The sequence below is a fragment of the Brevibacterium aurantiacum genome (genome assembly GCF_007558825.1).
GTDB classification, from domain to species: Bacteria; Actinomycetota; Actinomycetes; order Actinomycetales; family Brevibacteriaceae; genus Brevibacterium; species Brevibacterium aurantiacum_A.
Map to the genome: position 1 here is coordinate 30,993 of NZ_VLTK01000010.1, position 16,669 is coordinate 47,661.

The 16,669-nt window shown below is 61.3% G+C and carries 17 protein-coding genes; 6 read left to right on the top strand and 11 right to left on the bottom strand.

The genetic code is table 11. From position 1 onward, the window contains the following. The first annotated feature begins 171 nt into the window (after positions 1–171). Entirely contained in the window at positions 172–636 is a 465-nt protein-coding gene (locus FO013_RS16080; protein ID WP_143923581.1) for a hypothetical protein, read from the top strand. Positions 637–706: 70 nt separating this feature from the next. On the opposite strand, the gene FO013_RS16085 is transcribed toward FO013_RS16080, so the two are convergent. Beyond that, positions 707–2,527 carry a flavin-containing monooxygenase gene (locus tag FO013_RS16085; protein ID WP_143923582.1) on the bottom strand — a complete coding sequence of 607 codons (1,821 nt, stop codon included), beginning with the start codon at positions 2,525–2,527 and terminating at the stop codon, positions 707–709. 113 nt (positions 2,528–2,640) lie between these two features. Between FO013_RS16085 and FO013_RS16090 the strand changes: the two genes are divergently transcribed. Beyond that, a complete protein-coding gene (locus tag FO013_RS16090) occupies positions 2,641–3,810 on the top strand; it encodes a GAF domain-containing protein (protein ID WP_186293163.1) in 1,170 nt (389 codons plus the stop codon). A 37-nt stretch (positions 3,811–3,847) separates the two neighbouring features. On the opposite strand, the gene FO013_RS16095 is transcribed toward FO013_RS16090, so the two are convergent. After that, positions 3,848–4,438, bottom strand: a complete 591-nt coding sequence (locus tag FO013_RS16095) for a hypothetical protein (RefSeq protein ID WP_260848200.1) — start codon at positions 4,436–4,438, stop codon at positions 3,848–3,850. A 178-nt stretch (positions 4,439–4,616) separates the two neighbouring features. Here FO013_RS16095 and FO013_RS16100 point away from each other — a divergent pair, with 178 nt between their 5' ends. Next, the gene (locus tag FO013_RS16100; protein WP_143923585.1) at positions 4,617–5,225 is read left to right on the top strand and encodes a TetR/AcrR family transcriptional regulator; all 609 of its coding nucleotides are present in this window, start codon (positions 4,617–4,619) and stop codon (positions 5,223–5,225) included. Here the strand turns inward: FO013_RS16100 and FO013_RS16105 are convergent. From FO013_RS16105 to FO013_RS16115, 3 genes are all read right to left on the bottom strand, one after another. Then, positions 5,216–5,635 carry a VOC family protein gene (locus tag FO013_RS16105; RefSeq protein WP_143923586.1) on the bottom strand — a complete coding sequence of 140 codons (420 nt, stop codon included), beginning with the start codon at positions 5,633–5,635 and terminating at the stop codon, positions 5,216–5,218. The two genes, FO013_RS16100 and FO013_RS16105, sit on opposite strands and share 10 nt — an antisense overlap. 134 nt (positions 5,636–5,769) lie before the next feature. Next, positions 5,770–6,603 (bottom strand): helix-turn-helix transcriptional regulator, encoded by an 834-nt coding sequence (locus FO013_RS16110; RefSeq protein WP_260848201.1) that lies wholly within the window; start codon positions 6,601–6,603, stop codon positions 5,770–5,772. Between the two features lie 86 nt (positions 6,604–6,689). Further along, the gene (locus FO013_RS16115) at positions 6,690–7,604 is read right to left on the bottom strand and encodes an arylamine N-acetyltransferase family protein (protein ID WP_143923588.1); all 915 of its coding nucleotides are present in this window, start codon (positions 7,602–7,604) and stop codon (positions 6,690–6,692) included. A 129-nt stretch (positions 7,605–7,733) separates the two neighbouring features. On the opposite strand from FO013_RS16115, the gene FO013_RS16120 reads away from it, so the two are divergent. Then, on the top strand, positions 7,734–8,531 hold the full coding sequence (locus tag FO013_RS16120) for an ArsR/SmtB family transcription factor (protein WP_143923589.1): 798 nt from the start codon (positions 7,734–7,736) through the stop codon (positions 8,529–8,531). 6 nt (positions 8,532–8,537) lie between these two features. Here the strand turns inward: FO013_RS16120 and FO013_RS16125 are convergent, their stop codons facing one another. After that, complete coding sequence (locus tag FO013_RS16125) at positions 8,538–8,867, bottom strand: ArsR/SmtB family transcription factor (RefSeq protein WP_143923590.1); 330 nt, start codon at positions 8,865–8,867, stop codon at positions 8,538–8,540. A gap of 48 nt (positions 8,868–8,915) precedes the next feature. Between FO013_RS16125 and FO013_RS16130 the strand changes: the two genes are divergently transcribed. After that, positions 8,916–10,196, top strand: coding sequence for an MFS transporter (locus tag FO013_RS16130; RefSeq protein WP_260848202.1), 1,281 nt, complete (start codon positions 8,916–8,918; stop codon positions 10,194–10,196). A 2-nt stretch (positions 10,197–10,198) separates the two neighbouring features. On the opposite strand, the gene FO013_RS16135 is transcribed toward FO013_RS16130, so the two are convergent. The 3 genes from FO013_RS16135 to FO013_RS16145 form a co-directional block, all read right to left on the bottom strand. Further along, on the bottom strand, positions 10,199–11,041 hold the full coding sequence (locus tag FO013_RS16135; protein ID WP_143923591.1) for an urea carboxylase-associated family protein: 843 nt from the start codon (positions 11,039–11,041) through the stop codon (positions 10,199–10,201). Between the two features lie 62 nt (positions 11,042–11,103). Beyond that, entirely contained in the window at positions 11,104–12,510 is a 1,407-nt protein-coding gene (gene nhaC, locus FO013_RS16140) for a Na+/H+ antiporter NhaC (RefSeq protein ID WP_222103655.1), read from the bottom strand. Positions 12,511–12,590: 80 nt separating this feature from the next. Continuing rightward, positions 12,591–13,610 carry an MBL fold metallo-hydrolase gene (locus FO013_RS16145; protein ID WP_143923592.1) on the bottom strand — a complete coding sequence of 340 codons (1,020 nt, stop codon included), beginning with the start codon at positions 13,608–13,610 and terminating at the stop codon, positions 12,591–12,593. 110 nt (positions 13,611–13,720) lie between these two features. Here FO013_RS16145 and FO013_RS16150 point away from each other — a divergent pair, with 110 nt between their 5' ends. Beyond that, positions 13,721–14,605 carry a LysR family transcriptional regulator gene (locus FO013_RS16150; RefSeq protein ID WP_143923593.1) on the top strand — a complete coding sequence of 295 codons (885 nt, stop codon included), beginning with the start codon at positions 13,721–13,723 and terminating at the stop codon, positions 14,603–14,605. A 76-nt stretch (positions 14,606–14,681) separates the two neighbouring features. On the opposite strand, the gene FO013_RS16155 is transcribed toward FO013_RS16150, so the two are convergent. Both FO013_RS16155 and FO013_RS16160 read right to left on the bottom strand, forming a co-directional pair. Continuing rightward, a complete protein-coding gene (locus FO013_RS16155) occupies positions 14,682–15,968 on the bottom strand; it encodes an adenylosuccinate synthase (RefSeq protein ID WP_143923594.1) in 1,287 nt (428 codons plus the stop codon). An 85-nt stretch (positions 15,969–16,053) separates the two neighbouring features. After that, positions 16,054–16,569 carry a DinB family protein gene (locus FO013_RS16160; protein WP_143923595.1) on the bottom strand — a complete coding sequence of 172 codons (516 nt, stop codon included), beginning with the start codon at positions 16,567–16,569 and terminating at the stop codon, positions 16,054–16,056. Positions 16,570–16,669 lie beyond the last annotated feature (100 nt).

A 16,669-nucleotide genomic window follows, 5' to 3' on the forward strand; every position in this document is an offset into this window, starting at 1 on the left:
CACCCCGGGGCAGGGATCGCCTCGGCGAGCTTCGTCCGCGCATGCGGAGCCTCCACCCTCAGAGCTAGGTGCCCGGCATCAATCGAGTACCTGCGAGTGATTCTCGAGTCGGATCTTGCATGTTCACATGGTGGACGTCGACAACCGCCCCTGGAAGAAACGAGAATCGTCGTGCGCCCAACGGACAACCGCCCCCTTCCCGCGAGCACCGCAACCGACCGGATTCAACGCCTGCGGCACCTCTCGGTCGTGGCCCTCTTCATCGCCTTGGCGGCAGGCGTCGCAGAGATGATCGCCCACCTGTGGGAAGCGGAGGACCTCAGCGGAGAAGGACCGGCAATCCTTCTCCGCCTCGGAATCTACGCTGTTGTCGCCGGCCTCGTACTCGCCTTCGCCCGCGGTCACAGGTGGGCGGCGGTGGTGCTCATCGTGGGACTCGGCGTCGTCGGCATGGCGTCGCTGATCGCCGAACCGTTGACCTGGCTCTTCACCGACAGTGATATAGGTTCACTGCTCGCCACCGCGGACGCCTCAATAACGCTGATCATCCTCATCAGAATTGTGCACATCGCTGCCGTCGTCGTCGCGGTCCCACTCATGATCCGAATCCTTGCGATCACTCGCAGAGTCAGGTAAGCGCGCCTAGCAGCACACTCGACGCAATACTGATCGTGCATACGATTTCCCACCTCACCGATGCGTCGCCTCAGCTCAAGTGGTGCACCTCCTGCACCCCGTACACCGGGGTATCCAACCCCTCAAATCGAGCCTTGAGCTGGAGCCCCAAGTACAGCGAGTAGTGCCGCGACTGGTGAAGATTGCCGCCCATGAACCACAGGTTCTCCTGCTGAGTGGGCTTCCACATGTTCCGCTCCTCGCCCTCCCATGGGCCGGGGTCCTTGGCAGTGTCCGAGCCCAGGCCCCAGCATTTGCCCACTTTGTCCGCCGTCTCCTGATCGACGAGGTCGGCCACCCAGCCGTTCATTGACCCATATCCGGTGGCATAGACGACGAGGTCCGCAGGCAGCTCGGTCCCATCGGCGAGGACCACAGAGGTCTCGGTCAGATGATCGACGTCTCCCTTGGCCAGCTTCACCTTGCCGTCGGCGACGAGTTCTGCCGAACCGACGTCGATGTAGTAGCCCGAGCCGCGGCGCAGGTACTTGAGGAAGAGCCCGGACTCGTCGTCGCCGAAGTCGAGATCGAAACCGGCGTCTTCCATGCGCTGGTAGAAATCCTTGTCGCGTTCCTTCATCTGGTCGTAGAGCGGAATCTGGAATTCGTGCATGATCCGATACGGCAAGGAAGCGAAGATCAGGTCCGCCTTCTCGGTCGTCACGCCGTTGGCCAGCGCCTTCTCCGAGTAGAGGTCGCCGAGCCCGATCTCCATGAGGGAGTCGCTTTTGACGATGTGTGTGCTCGAGCGCTGCACCATCGTGACATCGGCCCCGTGTTCGTAAAGAGCGCCGCAGATGTCGAAGGCGGAGTTGTTGCTGCCGATGACGACGACCTTCTTGCCCGTATAGGCGTCGGGACCCCGGTGCTGCGAGGAATGCTGCTGCTCTCCTCTGAATATGTCGGCACCAGGGAAGGATGGGACATTCGGTTTGCCCGACATCCCCGTGGCCATTACCAGGTGCGCCGGGTTGAGCGTCACATTCTTACCGTCGCGGTCGACTTCCACCGTCCACTTTTTGGCCTCCTCGTCATACCTCGCCGAGTTCGCAGTCGTCGATGACCAGTAAGGAATCTCCATCACCTTGGTGTAGAACTCCAACCAATCGGCAATCTTGTCCTTGGGCGCGAATACGGGCCAGTTATCGGGGAATTTGAGATAGGGCAGGTGGTCGTACCACACGGGGTCGTGCAGGCACAGCGACTTGTACCGTGAACGCCACTGGTCTCCCGGCCGTTCCCACCGATCGATGACGAGCGCCGGGACTCCCATCTGACGCAGGCGAGCGCCGAGCGCAATGCCGCCCTGTCCCCCGCCGACGACGAGAGTATACGGCTGCGCGGTGTCTCCCCAGGCTGCGTCCTCCTCTGCAAGCTTCTCCGACCAGCTCTTCCGCGCAGGATCGACGCCGTGTTCGGCTCCCTTGACCCGTCGGTCTCCGCGAGGTTCTTCATAACCTGTCAATTCTTGCAACGAGGTGAGCATGGTCCATGCTTTGGTCCCGTCCTCGTCGATGAGTCGCACCAGACCCTTGCCGCGGCCGACAGAGGTGGCGAAGGTGAACCATGCTTCGGTGACTCCGTCGGCGGTGGTGGCGGGATCGCTGAGCTCGAAATCGGATGGCGAGACCCGGTCCGCGTTCACGGTCAATATGTCCCTGACCCCGTCATGGTTCTCCACCGTATTGAGATTCCACGTGAAAGACACGAGATCCCTCCAGTAACTCGTGGTGGCGAACAGTCCCACTGCTGCTTCGATGTCACGCACCCGCAGTGCAGATTCGAAGCTGCTGAGCCACTCGGTCGCAATGTCATCGGCGGTGAGCTGTGTGCGATCAATTGTCGTTGTCATGTCACTCCTCTTCGTTGAGCTGTGTGTCCTCAAGCTATCCCGCCAAGAACAGCCGCGGAAGAGTTGCATCGAGTTGCATGGTCAGTGCCGACGACCGCACCTATACTCGTCATATGCCTCAGCCGGATCTGGCGCATCTCGCCAGAGATCTGACACGCATTCACGATGCCGTGATCACCGGCGGTTCACCGCCGGAGCAACCGCGAGCGCTCGTTGCGCGCTCGTGGGACCGAATGCTGCGCCTGGGTCTTGACCCGGCTGGTGACAATCGCAGAATCTTCTCCGCCGAGGCGGACGTCGAGTCCCGTAGGCACAGATCGAAGCTTCGCCTGATCGTCGAAGAACTGAAATCTGTGCTTCTGAGGATGCCCGATGCCAGCAGCTTCATCCTCGTCGTCGCCGATGCCGAGGGCGTGATCTTGTGGCGCGACGGAGCCACCGCGGCCAGACGTCAGGCTGATGTTCTCGGATTCGCCGAAGGCGCCCACTGGTCCGAGTCCAAGGTGGGCACGAATGCCATCGGCACAGCTCTGGCCGAGGAAGCTCCAGTTCAGCTGTTCTCCGCCGAGCACTTCGAAACGTCACAGCACCCCTGGTACTGCAGTGCGGTTCCCATCCATGACCCAGTAGACGGCAGGCTCCTCGGGGTCGTGGACATCAGCGGGCCTGCACTCACTCTTCATCCTGCTGTTCAGTCTCTGGTCACGACTGCCGTTCACCTGGCGCAGGCGAGGCTCTCGCTCATCCAGCAGGAGCAGCTGAGCAGTTTGCGGAATCGCATGTCCATTGTCCTCAGCGGCAGTCACGGTCCTGCGCTGGTCGTCGACGACGATGGATGGGTCGCCTATCAGCAGGGTGTGCGCAGCCGCGATCGGATCGAAGTGCCGGCACCTGACCGCACGATCCTCATCCCCGGCGCTGGACTATGCCTGCCGGAGAAGATCACCGGCGGGTGGCTGTTGAGACCAGCAGAGACTGTCGACGATGCACAAGTCTCGGTCACGCTGCGACAGACAAGCCAACCCGCGGTGCTCGAGATCAACTCCGGCGGTGATCCGGTCACCGTTCCGCTCACGCCACGGCGTGCGCAGGTCCTCGCCGCGATCACCTCGGCGGGGCCTTCTGGAATCAGCGCTGCCGATCTCAGTCGCACGCTCTACGGCGATGCCGAGCATCTGGTCACGGTGCGTGCAGAAGTCTCCCGCCTCCGCCGCTCGATCGGCGCGCTTCTTGCGACTCAGCCTTATCGCTGGGCAGAGGGCGTCAGCGCGAGACGCGCGTAATCCAGCATGACCCGCAGGTGAGAAAGCACGTGCAGGATCAGTTTCCAGCCGCGTCGAGCCACCACCGATAGCGCATGCGCAGTGCTCTTTCCGTGCTGGCGAGCGCGGCAACGAGACCCAGACCGATCGACAGCCATAGGGGAAGGTGGATCAACGGCTCGACGGGCCCGATCTGTTCAGCAATCGGCGGAATTCTCAAGATCGGCACGGCGATCTGCTGCAGCAGCAGGCCGACGCCCACCAGCAGCGCAACAATTGAGACTATTCCGATCAGCCGGCTCAGTTGTGGCCGGCGCTCGTCGAAACGGGCTCGGCGGCCTTCTGCGGAATGAACATCGGGGTGCATTTGCCGTTCAACTCCGGCATCGGACACGAAGTGGCAGCGCTTCAATCCGAAATTGCTGGCGGCAACTTCAATCGCTCCGCCCTCGACCGGGAAGACTGCGGGGGCCCGGGATACTGCGTGCTGGAGGCCATTGCGATAGAGAAACACCTTCACGTAGCCGTTCTCGTCCGTCTTCCACTGCCGCACGTCCACTGAGTATTCACTGCAGCGACCAGTCGAATCGGCGATTTCCAAGTGAAAGAGTGACCGACCCAGCAGTTGCCACCAACGGAATCTCTTCACGGGCCTTCCGTCTCCGGCCTCTATCCGTCTGACTGCTCGCTGTCGGCGCCATTGCTTGAACATCTGGGTACCCTCCCTGGCCCTAGACACAGGACCAACACAGTGTGTTGGTGGAAACACCAGTACACTAACACAGTGTGTTGTTTGGAGGAATCGCAGAGAAGAAGCCGGTATGTGAATGAGTGAACGTGAGGACTCGAACACCCGTGAGCGAATACTCGCCGCGGCTGCAGACATCATCACCGAAGACGGCGTGACAGCGAAGCTGAGTGTGCGTGCGATCGCTGCGCGAGTCGGGGTGAGTACAGGGTCGCTGCGTCACCACTTCCCCACCCAGCAGGCGCTGCGGGACGAAGTCATGCGGCGCGCCTATGACTGGATGCTGGCGGACACCGACATCCACAACGCGACGATTCCCGCCCGAGATCGGCTCGTCGAGTGCCTTCTTCAGGTGCTGGCAACGGCCAGAGCCGGAGCTGAAGCACGCGAGGCGATGACGGCGGTCAGCACTGCCTTCATCGTCGCGGACCAGAACGAGCAGGTACGCGAGACGTACCTCGCTATTCAGCGTGATGGGCAACGGAGAACAGAGGATTGGCTGCGTGTGCTCGCTGATGAGGGTGGGGTCCCCGACCGAGGCGACATCCCACGCCTTGCGCGCTTCCTATGCACCGTCCTCAATGGAATCGCCCTCGAACGAGCTCTGCCCGCTGAGGACTCACTCTCGCAGCTGGAGAAGCAGACTCTCTACGTTGCGGCCGACGCTGTGCTCGGGGATCACTCCTGATCTGCGCCCGCACCCCGATAGGTCCCGAAGCTCCACAGCACCCCTTCGGGGTCGGTGACACTGAAGTCCTTGGACCCATAGTCCTGTTCACTCAGCCCCATGACCTTCGTGGCACCGGCCGCGATCGCGCGTTGATAGAGCTCCTCGACTCGGCCTGTGGCGATGTACACCGAGCCTGCTGCGACTCCGGTCTTCGTCATGACACCGCCGTCGTCACGCGTGGAGCCGAGCATGACTCCCCCACCTTCTGGCCAACGCAGTTCAGCGTGATCGACTCGCTGCGGGACATCGGCGTTCGCGTACTCAGCGACGACTTCGAAGCCGAAGGCGTCCTGTAGGAACGCGATCGCGGCCTTCGCATCTCGGTAGCGGAATGTGGGCCAGACATTGGCTCCGGTGGTCGTTGACATGATGTGTCCCTTCTTCGTCGTATCGGTCCACACCATCGTGGACCCGGCGCCACCTCGGCGGCTTGGACATTTGGGAACGGCGCGGGCCGCGGAGACAAAGGGTGCAGCTGCACCGACACTCGCCGAGGCGGCGCTTACCGATCCAGCGGACGCCGATCCCGGTCCTGCCGCACCATGGGGTCCTCGGTCAGCCACAGGGACGGACTGGTGCCGGCGAGCAGTCGGAAGTCGCGGTTGAGATGGGATTGGTCGGCATAACCGCAGGTCGCGGCGATATCTGCCAACGTCCGAGACTGCGCCGAGATCATTCGTCTCGCCCGATCGAATCGCATGACCCGCGCCGCCTCCTTAGGTCCGATGCCGAATTCTGCACGGAACACTCCGTTGAGGTGGCGTCTGCTCCAACCGATCCGATCCGCCACGAGAGAGACGGGCAGCCCGCCGTGGCTGCGGGCGATCAGCTGCCAGGAGCTGACCACCTCGGGCCGAGGCTGGGTGCCTTCGTGAACGGCGCGCACGAGGACCTCGTCGATGGCATCGAAGCGGGCAGACCAGGTCGTGGCTTCGTTGACGCGCCCGTGCAGCTCGGCGGCGATGGGTCGTGCGATCTCGGCAAGATCGTGCGTGCGATGAGCGAGGTCGACGGCAGGGGTGTCGAAGAGGATGCGAGGAGCGAAGGGGGTGAAGTTGATCTGAATTCCGGCCATTGCGCCGTTATGCCTGATGAGGGTCGGCCGCAGATGCAGGCCCGCGAGCAGTACGTCGAACGACTCGGTGCACTCGGTTGCCGCGTCGTATTGGTGCAGCGGTTCGTCGATGGAGACGATGAACGTCAAGGTGCCCGATGGCAGCCCGAGATGTGTCCCGGCGGGGACGCCCGAAACGTCGTAGGCGACATAGTCACCCACGAAGGGGCACAGGCGCGGGTGTGGCCTGCGAATGAGGTCATCCCGAGTCGCCGCGGACATGACAGCAGTGTAGACCCGGGGTCTGACACTGGCTTGGCCCACCGGCCGCTGTTCAGGTCTGCCCGCAGATCCTCAGACCGGGCACTTCACCCCTCAGCGGTCGCGCTCCACACCAGATCCGTGAATTCCCTGTCGAGGTCGAGTCCGAATTCAGTCGACAGCAGCTCGGCGAATTCCGTGGCATCAGACAGGGTCCGTTCGTGTCGGTCGGGTCGCGCACCGCCGATCATGCGCCCCAGTCGGCGCCCCTCCAAAGTGACCCTGCCGCCTTCGGGCAGCAGCAGAGCGAGGATCGGCGGACCGGTGAACCGCGACCCGGGTTTCGTCGAGGTGAACCAGTTCGCCAGGTCCAGATCGGCCTGCTGGCGAGGGACTTCGCTGAACGCATAGACGGTGCGAAAGTCCTGGTCATCTCTTGCTCGTGATTGGAGCACCCAGTCGCTGTCGGCGCGCAGCTGAGGTGTGAGAACAGACCTGGCGGGGACAAGTCGGTGTTCGCCGTGGGACGTCATTCTCGCCGCAGCGGATTCGGAGAGCTCGAGCGCAGCTTCCGGTGTTCCCCCGCCGAAGCCGGAATCAATGAGAAAACGACGGCCGTCGAGGTCGACGATGGTCGCCTGGTGAGTCAGTGCTCCCGGTGCCGTCTGCCCGTCGCCGAGGTGGACTCGGGCCAGAATCGGGTGTGCCCTCAGACCCAGATCGGTGACGACCCCGCGGATGAGTGACGCATGCTCGTGGCAGTATCCGCCCCGACCATCAGTGAGCAGTTTGCCCGCGGCTCCGTCGACATCGATGGCAACGGCCTTGAGGTCTCCCCTGGCGCGAAAGGCAACGACGTCGAGATTCTCAAAGCAGATCGAGTGCGTGTGCGCGACCAGGATCTCGTCGAGAAGTTCGACAGTCTGCGCACAGGATCCCTGAGCACGTCGATGCAATTCGGGGGCAGAATCACTCAATCCGAGCCGATCCGCATAACGGCTGAGAAGCGAAGCGTGCGTCATGTGACGACCTCCTTGGGGTTCCTGTCATTGTCTGATTCGATCCTATGACTGAGGGGGCTGGGAACCCTATTGCGGTTTGATGCCGCCACCCTATTGACATATGCAGGCAAATGCCTGCATATTAGAGATGTGACCGACGCCGACACACTCGACAAAGTGTTCAAAGCCCTCGCCGACTCAACCCGCCGACGACTCCTTGACGTCCTCCGCCAAGAGGATGGGCAGTCACTGAGCGAGCTCTGCGAAGGACTCTCGATGGCCAGACAGTCAGTGACACAGCACTTGAATCTGCTCGTCGACGCCGACCTGGTCACGATCGTCCGACACGGAAGAGAACGACGACACTACCTGAACTCGCACCCGATCCATGAGATGCAGAATCGATGGACCCGCGAGTTCGACCAGCACCACTTCGACGTCATCGACGCCGTCAAGAGAAGAGCCGAGGAGACAGCCATGACCACCACCGAAGAATTTCCCGATTTCGTCTATGTCACCTATATCCGAGCCACTCCGCAGCAGGTCTGGGACGCGCTCACCGACCCCGAGATCACGCGCCTGTACTGGGACGATGTCGCCGTTGTCTCCGACTGGCAGGTCGGGTCGTCATGGGCTCACCACAAAGGCGGACCGGACGGCAAAGCCGATGTCTGGGGCAAGATCCTTGAGACGGATCCACCGAAAAAACTCGTCTTCACCTTCCAACCCATCGACCAGGATCTCGACGACGAGGGCTCCGTTGCCTCATACCTCATCGAGCAGTCCGGCGAAGTGGTGAAACTGACCGTCACCCACACGAACTTCGCCGATTCCAGTCTGCACACCGGAATCTCGAAAGGCTGGCCCGCGGTTCTCGCCGGGCTCAAGTCCTACCTGGAGACCGGTCAGGCACTGCCCGACGACAGCTGGGACATGGCGGTGCGCTGAGCACCGTCACTCCTGCAGCGCAGACTCCGCCTGCAGCACGGACTCCAGCAAGCCCGGGAAGCGCGCATCGATGTCGTCCCGCCGCAGCGTCAAGCGGCGGTTCCGGCCGTGCAGTTCACTGATGATGACGCCGGCTTCGCGCAGCACCTTGACCTGATGCGAACGCGTGGACTTCGGTGCGCTCGGATCCAGTGCCGAGCAGTTCGCCATGTCCATTGGACCCTCCTTAAGCTGCTGAACCAGAGCGAGTCTGGCCTCGTCGCTCAGCGCGAAGAGCACAGACGTCAGTTCGATGTCCTCACGATCGGGATGCGGCAGTTTTTCGTTAGCAACCATAGTTCGATAATAGTTGAACTGTTTGAGAATGTCGTATAACCTCCAAGAATGGTTCCAAAAGTTTCGAACACTATGGAGGAGGCTTCTGTCTCCGCGGTTCAGCCGGCACCCACCTATGTTTGGCGGTCACGCGAGCGCTGGCGTCTGCGCCTAGTCCTGATCGCCACCTCGGCGATGATGGCCGGAGCCAGCGCTCCGTCGCCGTTCTACCCTGTCATCCAGGCCGATTTCGGCTTTGCTCCGGTGATGATCACGGTGGTGTTCGCCGCTTACGCCGTGGCATTGCTGGCGGCACTGCTCACTGCAGGCGCACTCTCCGATCACATCGGACGCCGCCCCGTCATCTGCGCGGCGTTCGTCGTGCTCGCCATCAGCATGTTTCTGTTCTGGCATGCCGACAGCGCTGCAGCACTGATCCTCTCCCGAGTCATCCAAGGAATTGCCAGCGGAATTCTGCTGTCGACCCTCTCGGCGACGGTCGTCGACCTGGAACTGCCGCACAAGCCAGGATCAGCCTCGTCATGGAACGCGATTTCGGCAATGGCTGGCCTAGCCATCGGCGGACTGTTCGCCGGAGCAACTCTCGCCGCACTCGTCGTGAGCAGCGGCGCCGCGGTGGTCTTCGGAACCCTCGTGGGAACATATCTGCTGTTGGCCATCATCGTCTGGGTCCTGCCGGAGACCTCGGCCCGACGACGAGGAGCCTGGGCATCTCTGCTGCCGCGCGCGGCTCTGCCCCGGGAAGTCCGCAAGGCGTTCCTGTTCGCCGTGCCTGCCTTCGTCGCCGGCTGGGCCACGGGAGGCTTGTACCTCTCCCTCGGCTCAAACATCATCACCACCGAGTTCCATACGAGTTCCCACCTCGTCAGCGGACTCGTCGTCACGATGCTCGCCGGTTCCGGAGGACTGGCCGGATTCTTCATGCGCAACCGATCCGCGCGCACCGTGACCCTCTACGGCACGATCTCACTCGCCGTCGGCAGCACTCTCACCCTGGTGGCCTTGCCCCTCACCTCGCCGGAACTGTACTGCCTCGCCGTCATCATCACCGGAACCGGCTTCGGCACGGCCTTCCCGGGTGCCCTGAAGACCATCCAGGCAGTCGTGAAGCCGGAGGCCAACGCCGAGGTGATGGCCGCAGTCTTCGTCGTCTGCTATCTGGCATTCGGCCTTCCGGTCGTCATCGCCGGGATCCTCGTCCCCGCCATCGGACTCTTCGCAACCGCATGCTGGTACGGCGGCTTCGTGGCATTCCTTGCCCTCTGCGCGGCACTCCTGCGCTGGTTCAGCGGCGGACGCCTAAACTCGGCCGGCACCCAGAGCGCTTAAGTTCACCCCCAGGGCTGGGGCTTCAGCCCGTGCCCGCCCCGATAATTCGGTGAGTTCGGTTCCCTCCAGTCGCCGAGGAGGCCCTCCGGCAACGCATAGACGGTGACCTTGAGTGGGTGACAGTTCTCGACAGGGTCCTCGTTGTCCTCGCCGAACATCGGCTTGGACAGGTCTCCCCCAGGACAGGTCGAGAGTGCTGCCAACAGATCCTGCTCCGCGAAGAATTCGAAATGGTCACCCTGTTGGGCAGGACAGGTCTTCATGAAATATTCGTCTTTGTCGTTCAGACCCGTGCATTGGAAGACGTTGAGGACATCGTGGACGTCGAACTCCGTCAGTCCGAACGGGAGAATGGCTCGGACAAGATTCGAGTGACAGTGATAGTCGAAGTCGACGCCGTTGAGCATCGTGGAGACATAGGGATCACAACGCGTGCCGAGAGTGTCGTGGAAGCGACCGCCCTCGGAATCTGTGCCATAGTCAGCCAAAGTGTCGCCGACGATCGTGGCCATGGGGCGCAGGAACGGCAGTGTCGACCACAGCCGGTCGAACGTCGAGACGTGTGCCGCCTGCAGCTGACGGGTCCGCGATGCCCAGAACCTCTCCCGAGGATCGTGCCGATTCCACAGGTTGAGGTCCCCGACCTGCGGCCCCTCAACGGTGGAGATCCGACAGACATGACCGGCTGGTACCTCCCAAGCCTGTCCCGAACGGATCGGGATAGTGAACTCCCCGACGACTTCGCGCCGTTCGGTCTGCTCACCGATGGGCCGATAGAAGTCACGATCGACTTCGAGGGCTGGGCCCTGATAGGCGGCCTCGGTCAGTCGCGGTTGCTGCGACATTTGGTGTCCTTTCCTTGGGCGGCTACTTGAAAACGTCGTGTTCTACCACCCAAGATATAGACTCAGCGAGCGGAAGTACCAGCTTCGGACTTCGTGGCCGTTTCAGGCCGTGACTTCTCAGTGAGGCGCTTAACGGTGAAGCCGGTGTATCCGTAGATGATGTTCAACAGCGGAACGATAAAGGCGAATAGGATCCACGGAATGAATTCCGTCGGTTGCAGTCCGAATACCCCGGCAGCAAATATTGCGGGCACGCCCCAAGGCACTAGGTTGATGCCGACCGTTCCCGCAGATTCCACCGCTCTTGACAGGTTCAACGGAGAGAGGTTCATTCGCCTATACGGTTCCAAGAATCCTCGGGCCGGCAAGATGATAGCGAGGAATTGAGCACCGCTCGAGAACCCGACCAAGAATGTCGAGAGGATCGTTGCTGCAATGAGCGATCCGGCTCGCCGGATGCGTCGGATCATTGGTTCAATGAGAGCGGCGAATATACCGGTCTTTTCGAGAATTCCGCCCAGCGCAGTAGCAACAATGACCAGACCGACCGTTTCGAACATGGAGGTCACACCACCGTTGCTCAGCAAACTGTCAATTGCTTTCTGTCCCGTTTCCGAAATGTATCCGGCAGTCATTGCCTGCATGGCATCGGCGAGTGTTCTGCCCTGCACTAACAGTGCGGTGGCTCCACCCATCAGAGCGATAAGGAACAGGGCTGGCACAGCCGGCACTCGCATGGCGATAATGGCTAAGGACAATACGACTACGACCAACAACAGCGGGTGGATGACGAATTGGGCCTGCAAACCAGTGAGGATCGCTTCCTGCCCTGAGGATGCCATTTCCGAAGTACGAGCAACGTTGAGACCGATGATCCAATAGAGAATCGCGCTGATGAGGAGCGCCGGTATCGTGTCCCACAGCATGTGTCGAATATGATCGAAAAGTTTCTCACCCACCATCGCCGGGGCCACATTCGTGGTGTCTGACAATGGAGACAGCTTGTCCCCGAAAAAAGCTCCGGAGATGACCGCTCCAGCGACAATTGGCAGTGGCATCTGCATGCCCTCCCCGATCGCAATGAACGCAAGGCCGATCGTGGCAATAGAAGTGAACGAACTGCCCAAAACCAGCGATATGAACGCTGTGATCAGACATGCCAAGGGTAAGAAGATGCTCGGATGGATGAAACTGAGTCCGTAATAGATAAGCGTCGGGATAATGCCGCCGCTGATCCATGTACCGATGATCATGCCGATCAGCAGCAAAATGAACACTGCGGTCAAGGCTTTGCTCACCCCGTCGGCCAAGGACTGCTCCAGCTCCGGCCACGAAAATCCGAGCAGTTTGCCGATGACGGCAGCTACCGCCACTCCGGAGATGATGGGCACAATCATGCCGATGCCCCAGTTGGTGGTCGACATGAATGCCATGCCGACCAGAGTCAGCAAGGGCAGGATCGCGATCATAAAGTGTGGCTTCTTGTACGTGTGCATCATCGTCACCCGGTGAGAGTCGTCGGTCTGATGGTTGGCGGAACATTCTGCGTTCAGTGACCCCGCAGCGGAAGAACACTCAGGTCATCTGGAACGATTACTCTCGTCTCTGCCTCCGTGGCCAGTTGCTTCCTGAATGAGGGAGCAGACGTTCCTGGCACCAAATGGTGCAGCGCAAGCTGACCGACACCTGCGTATCGTGCGATCTTCGTAGCGTCTGTGATCGAGGTGTGTGAGCGTTCGTGATGGCTGCGAGTGGCTCGGGCGCTGGGTTCACTTGGGTCCGCAAATTTCGACAGCAGCCATTCCAGATCGATAGCTTCGTGCAGGAGCAGATCGGCGTTCTCGGCGAGCGTGATCATGTTCGAGGTGTAAGCAGTGTCCCCTGAGACCACCACCGATCCATCATCAGTGTCGAAGCGGTACCCGAACGCGGGAGCCATCGGCGGATGTTCTACAAGAATGGCAGAGACTCTGACTTTGGAGTCCTCATACACGACGAAGGGTGCCATCTCGGGAGACGCGTTCTCGTTCGGCTGGAATCCCACCGAGGCAGGGATGACGATGTCCTGCGCCGCGATGACATCCAGTGGAGATGGTCGCAGGCTGTCGAGAATACGTTCATTGAGGTCGGTCGCGTGTGCTTCGACGAGGCGGGTCAGAGTGTCGACTGTCCCCGGTGTCGGAGCACCCTCCGATACTGGCCGGGGCGCCGACTTCGCATGAGGTGAAATAAGCGGGAGTGCGCCTCGGTCTCCCGGCCCGATCAGAGCAATAGGGTCGCGAATGTCATCGGTAACTTCATACGTGCTGAAAAGAGCGATTGAGGCTAGGTCGGCAATGTGGTCCGAATGCAGATGAGTCAGGAATATGGCCGTGACGTCATTGAGTCCGAAACCTGCTTGGATTAGTTGACGGCCCGAACCGTAGCCGCAATCGACCAGATAGACGGCGCCACCGACAACGATCGCGGTCGAGATCCCCGCGCGGACGCTCTGCCCCTTGTAGCGCCACCATCGTGGCCCACCAGCGGTTCCCAGCGTCACTACGTAGGGCTTAACGGTCTCAGGCATATTCGGCAGTCGTCCTTCACATCAGGCAGTGATCGTGTTGCAGTCAAGTGTGCGTCACGTCACCGGTTTTGTAGAATCAATTGATCCTAAGAAGTAGATAGGAAACATTGATGAGTGAGATCACCCTGCGGCAGTTGGAGTACTTCGTCGCCGTCGTCGACGCGGAGTCAGTGACTGCTGGCTCACGGAAGGTCAACGTCTCCCAGGCGACCGTATCGATGTCCATCGCACAGTTGGAAAAGACTTTGGGAGCAGATCTGCTCATCCGTCAGAGGGCGAAAGGCATCGCTCCGACACGCTCGGGGCGAGAGTTCGCGGCACGCGCCAGGCGCGTGCTGGCTCTGACGGCCGAACTCGAAGACACCACGACATCAGAGATGTCCGGACCCATCAAGGTCGGGTGCGTCTCTTCTCTGTCACCCCAGGTGGTCCCTCCACTGGCCGCACATTTCAGTGCTGAATTTCCCGAAGTCGACTTCACGTACCAAGAGGGATCGGCCGACGAGCTGCAATCTGCCCTCTTCGAGGGCACCGTGGACGTAGCCATCGTATTCTCCCGGCAGCGTGTCGCCACGGTAACTGCTGTGGAAGTTGCCAACGCCACCCTTAAAGTGATGCTTCCAAGTACCCATGCGCTGCGCCATCGGTCAATGATCTCCTTCGCCGATATCGCGGGCGAACCAGCCATCTTCATCGATCTTCCTCCCAGCAGAGACAGATCCATCGAGTTCATGCGTGCAGCCGGAGTCGAACCGCAGATTCGCTGGACAAGCTCGAACCTCGCAACGGTGGTGGCGCTCGTTGCAAACGGGCTCGGCTATTCTTTGCGCTACTCGCTTCCCGGAGAAACTCGCTCATCGGATCACGGGATCATCGAGATTCCGGTTTCCGATCCAATTCCGGACAACGGAGTCAGTGCTGTATTGCCCACCGGAATACGGGCTCCATACCGAGTCGAGGAAGTCATTCGCTACCTGCGCCAGCATTTCGAATGAAGAAAACACTTCGGCGGTGACCTTCGCCGAGAAGATCACCGCCGATGAGACACAGCCGTTGCTGTCCGTCAGGCGCTCAGTCCAGCAGGTCGTGCCGCACGATCGACTGTTCGCGATCGGGACCGACGCCGATGACCGACATCCGGCAGCCCGAACGCTCTTCGAGTGCGAGCACGTACTTCTGCGCGTTCTCGGGCAGGTCTGCGAAGGTGCGAGCCCCGGTGATGTCCTCTGCCCAGCCCTCGAAGTATTCGAAGATGGGCTTGGCGTGGTGGAACTCGGTCTGCGACATCGGCATCTCGTCCTGACGGACACCGTCGACCTCGTAGGCCACGCACACGGGGATGGACTCGATGCCGGTGAGCACATCGAGCTTGGTGAGCACATAGTCGGTGAACCCGTTGACGCGTGCGGCGTAGCGGGCGATGACGGCGTCGTACCAACCGCAGCGGCGTGGGCGTCCTGTATTGACTCCGAACTCACCGCCGGCCTTCTGCAGGTACTCCCCCATGTCATCGAAGAGCTCGGTGGGGAACGGTCCGGCCCCCACGCGCGTGGTGTAGGCCTTGACGATTCCGACGACGCGGTTGATGCGTGTGGGTCCGATGCCCGAGCCGACGCAGGATCCGCCGGCGGTCGGGTTCGAGGAGGTCACAAAGGGGTAGGTGCCGTGGTCGACGTCGAGCATCGTGGCCTGTCCGCCTTCCATGACGATGACCTCGTCACGATCCAGGGCGTCGTTGAGCAGCTGCTCGGTCTCGGCGACGTAGGGGCGCAGTCGTTCGACGAAGGGCAGGAAGTAGTCGACGATCTCTTCGACGTCGACGGCTCGGCGGTTGTAGACCTTGACGAGGAGTTCGTTCTTCTGCCGCAGCGAGCCTTCGATCTTCTGGCGCAGGATCGACTCGTCGAAGATGTCCTGGACGCGGATGCCGAGGCGTCCGATCTTGTCCATGTAGGCCGGTCCGATGCCGCGTCCGGTGGTGCCGATGGCGCGCTTGCCCAGGAACCTTTCGGTCACCTTGTCCAGGGTCTGGTGGTAGGGCGCGACGAGGTGGGCATTAGCCGAGATCCGCAGCTTCGAGGTGTCTGCACCGCGGGATTCCAGGGCTTCGATCTCTTCGAAGAGGGCTTCGAGGTTGACCACGACGCCGTTGCCGATGACCGGAGTGACGTTGGGCGAGAGGATGCCTGCCGGCAGAAGCTTGAGTTCGTACTTCTCACCGCCGACGACAACCGTGTGGCCTGCGTTGTTCCCACCGTTGGGCTTGACCACGTAGTCGACGCTGGTGCCGAGGATATCGGTCGTTTTACCTTTACCTTCGTCGCCCCATTGAGCGCCGACGACAACGATTGCTGGCATGAGAGTTCTTCACCTCAAAGTGAAAGCGGGGATGTCATTACCGCATTAGTCTACTGGGTCACCATGACACGACGGCGAGCAGGCTCTACATCCGGGTGCTCGGGATCTGAGCCCGCTGCGCAAGGACCTGCTCTCGCAGGATCTCCGCATGGCCGCAATGCTGGGCCAGCTCACGCAGCATGTGAAGGTAGATCCAACGCAGCGGCATCGGCCCCGACCGGTGCCCGGTGAGCACCGTGTCCAGAGTCATCTCCTCCACCGCGTGATGCGAGCGCTCGACAGCCTGCCAATACGCCTCAGTGACGCTTGCCACGGTGTCCTCATCAGCAAGGTTGAACGAGTCTCCGGAATCACTCGGCAGCCCGTATTCGGTTCGGTACCGCCCGGTCACGACCTCCCCGAACCACACGGTCTCGACGAAGATCGCGTGCTTGGCCAAGGACAGCAGAGTCGTCCGGCTGGGCACCAGAGAACGGCGTGCCTCGTCCTCGCTCACCCCCTCCAAACTAGCAAGGAGCTTGCCCCGGTATTCGTCGACGAGTGCGGGCAGCTGTTCATCGATGGGAGCAGTCCTGATGTCACGCTCTTTTGAGTCGGCCATGACCACCAGCATAGGCCTCACCCTCGCCGAGGTGGCCCGCCGTTGGCCTGCCGACTCACCCACCCAGCCGCGCCTCTTGCCCCGCCGAGCTCGTCGTACT

Bases quoted from the DNA above. Each gene is read 5' to 3' on its own strand.
- FO013_RS16085 (WP_143923582.1), bottom strand. From the start codon at position 2,527: ATGACAACGACAATTGATCGCACACAGCTCACCGCCGATGACATTGCG.
- FO013_RS16090 (WP_186293163.1), top strand. From the start codon at position 2,641: ATGCCTCAGCCGGATCTGGCGCATCTCGCCAGAGATCTGACACGCATT.
- FO013_RS16100 (WP_143923585.1), top strand. From the start codon at position 4,617: ATGAGTGAACGTGAGGACTCGAACACCCGTGAGCGAATACTCGCCGCG.
- FO013_RS16105 (WP_143923586.1), bottom strand. From the start codon at position 5,635: ATGTCAACGACCACCGGAGCCAATGTCTGGCCCACATTCCGCTACCGA.
- FO013_RS16110 (WP_260848201.1), bottom strand. From the start codon at position 6,603: ATGTCCGCGGCGACTCGGGATGACCTCATTCGCAGGCCACACCCGCGC.
- FO013_RS16115 (WP_143923588.1), bottom strand. From the start codon at position 7,604: ATGACGCACGCTTCGCTTCTCAGCCGTTATGCGGATCGGCTCGGATTG.
- FO013_RS16125 (WP_143923590.1), bottom strand. From the start codon at position 8,867: ATGGTTGCTAACGAAAAACTGCCGCATCCCGATCGTGAGGACATCGAA.
- FO013_RS16130 (WP_260848202.1), top strand. From the start codon at position 8,916: ATGGTTCCAAAAGTTTCGAACACTATGGAGGAGGCTTCTGTCTCCGCG.
- FO013_RS16135 (WP_143923591.1), bottom strand. From the start codon at position 11,041: ATGTCGCAGCAACCGCGACTGACCGAGGCCGCCTATCAGGGCCCAGCC.
- nhaC (WP_222103655.1), bottom strand. From the start codon at position 12,510: ATGATCGCGATCCTGCCCTTGCTGACTCTGGTCGGCATGGCATTCATG.
- FO013_RS16145 (WP_143923592.1), bottom strand. From the start codon at position 13,610: ATGCCTGAGACCGTTAAGCCCTACGTAGTGACGCTGGGAACCGCTGGT.
- FO013_RS16150 (WP_143923593.1), top strand. From the start codon at position 13,721: ATGAGTGAGATCACCCTGCGGCAGTTGGAGTACTTCGTCGCCGTCGTC.
- FO013_RS16155 (WP_143923594.1), bottom strand. From the start codon at position 15,968: ATGCCAGCAATCGTTGTCGTCGGCGCTCAATGGGGCGACGAAGGTAAA.
- FO013_RS16160 (WP_143923595.1), bottom strand. From the start codon at position 16,569: ATGGCCGACTCAAAAGAGCGTGACATCAGGACTGCTCCCATCGATGAA.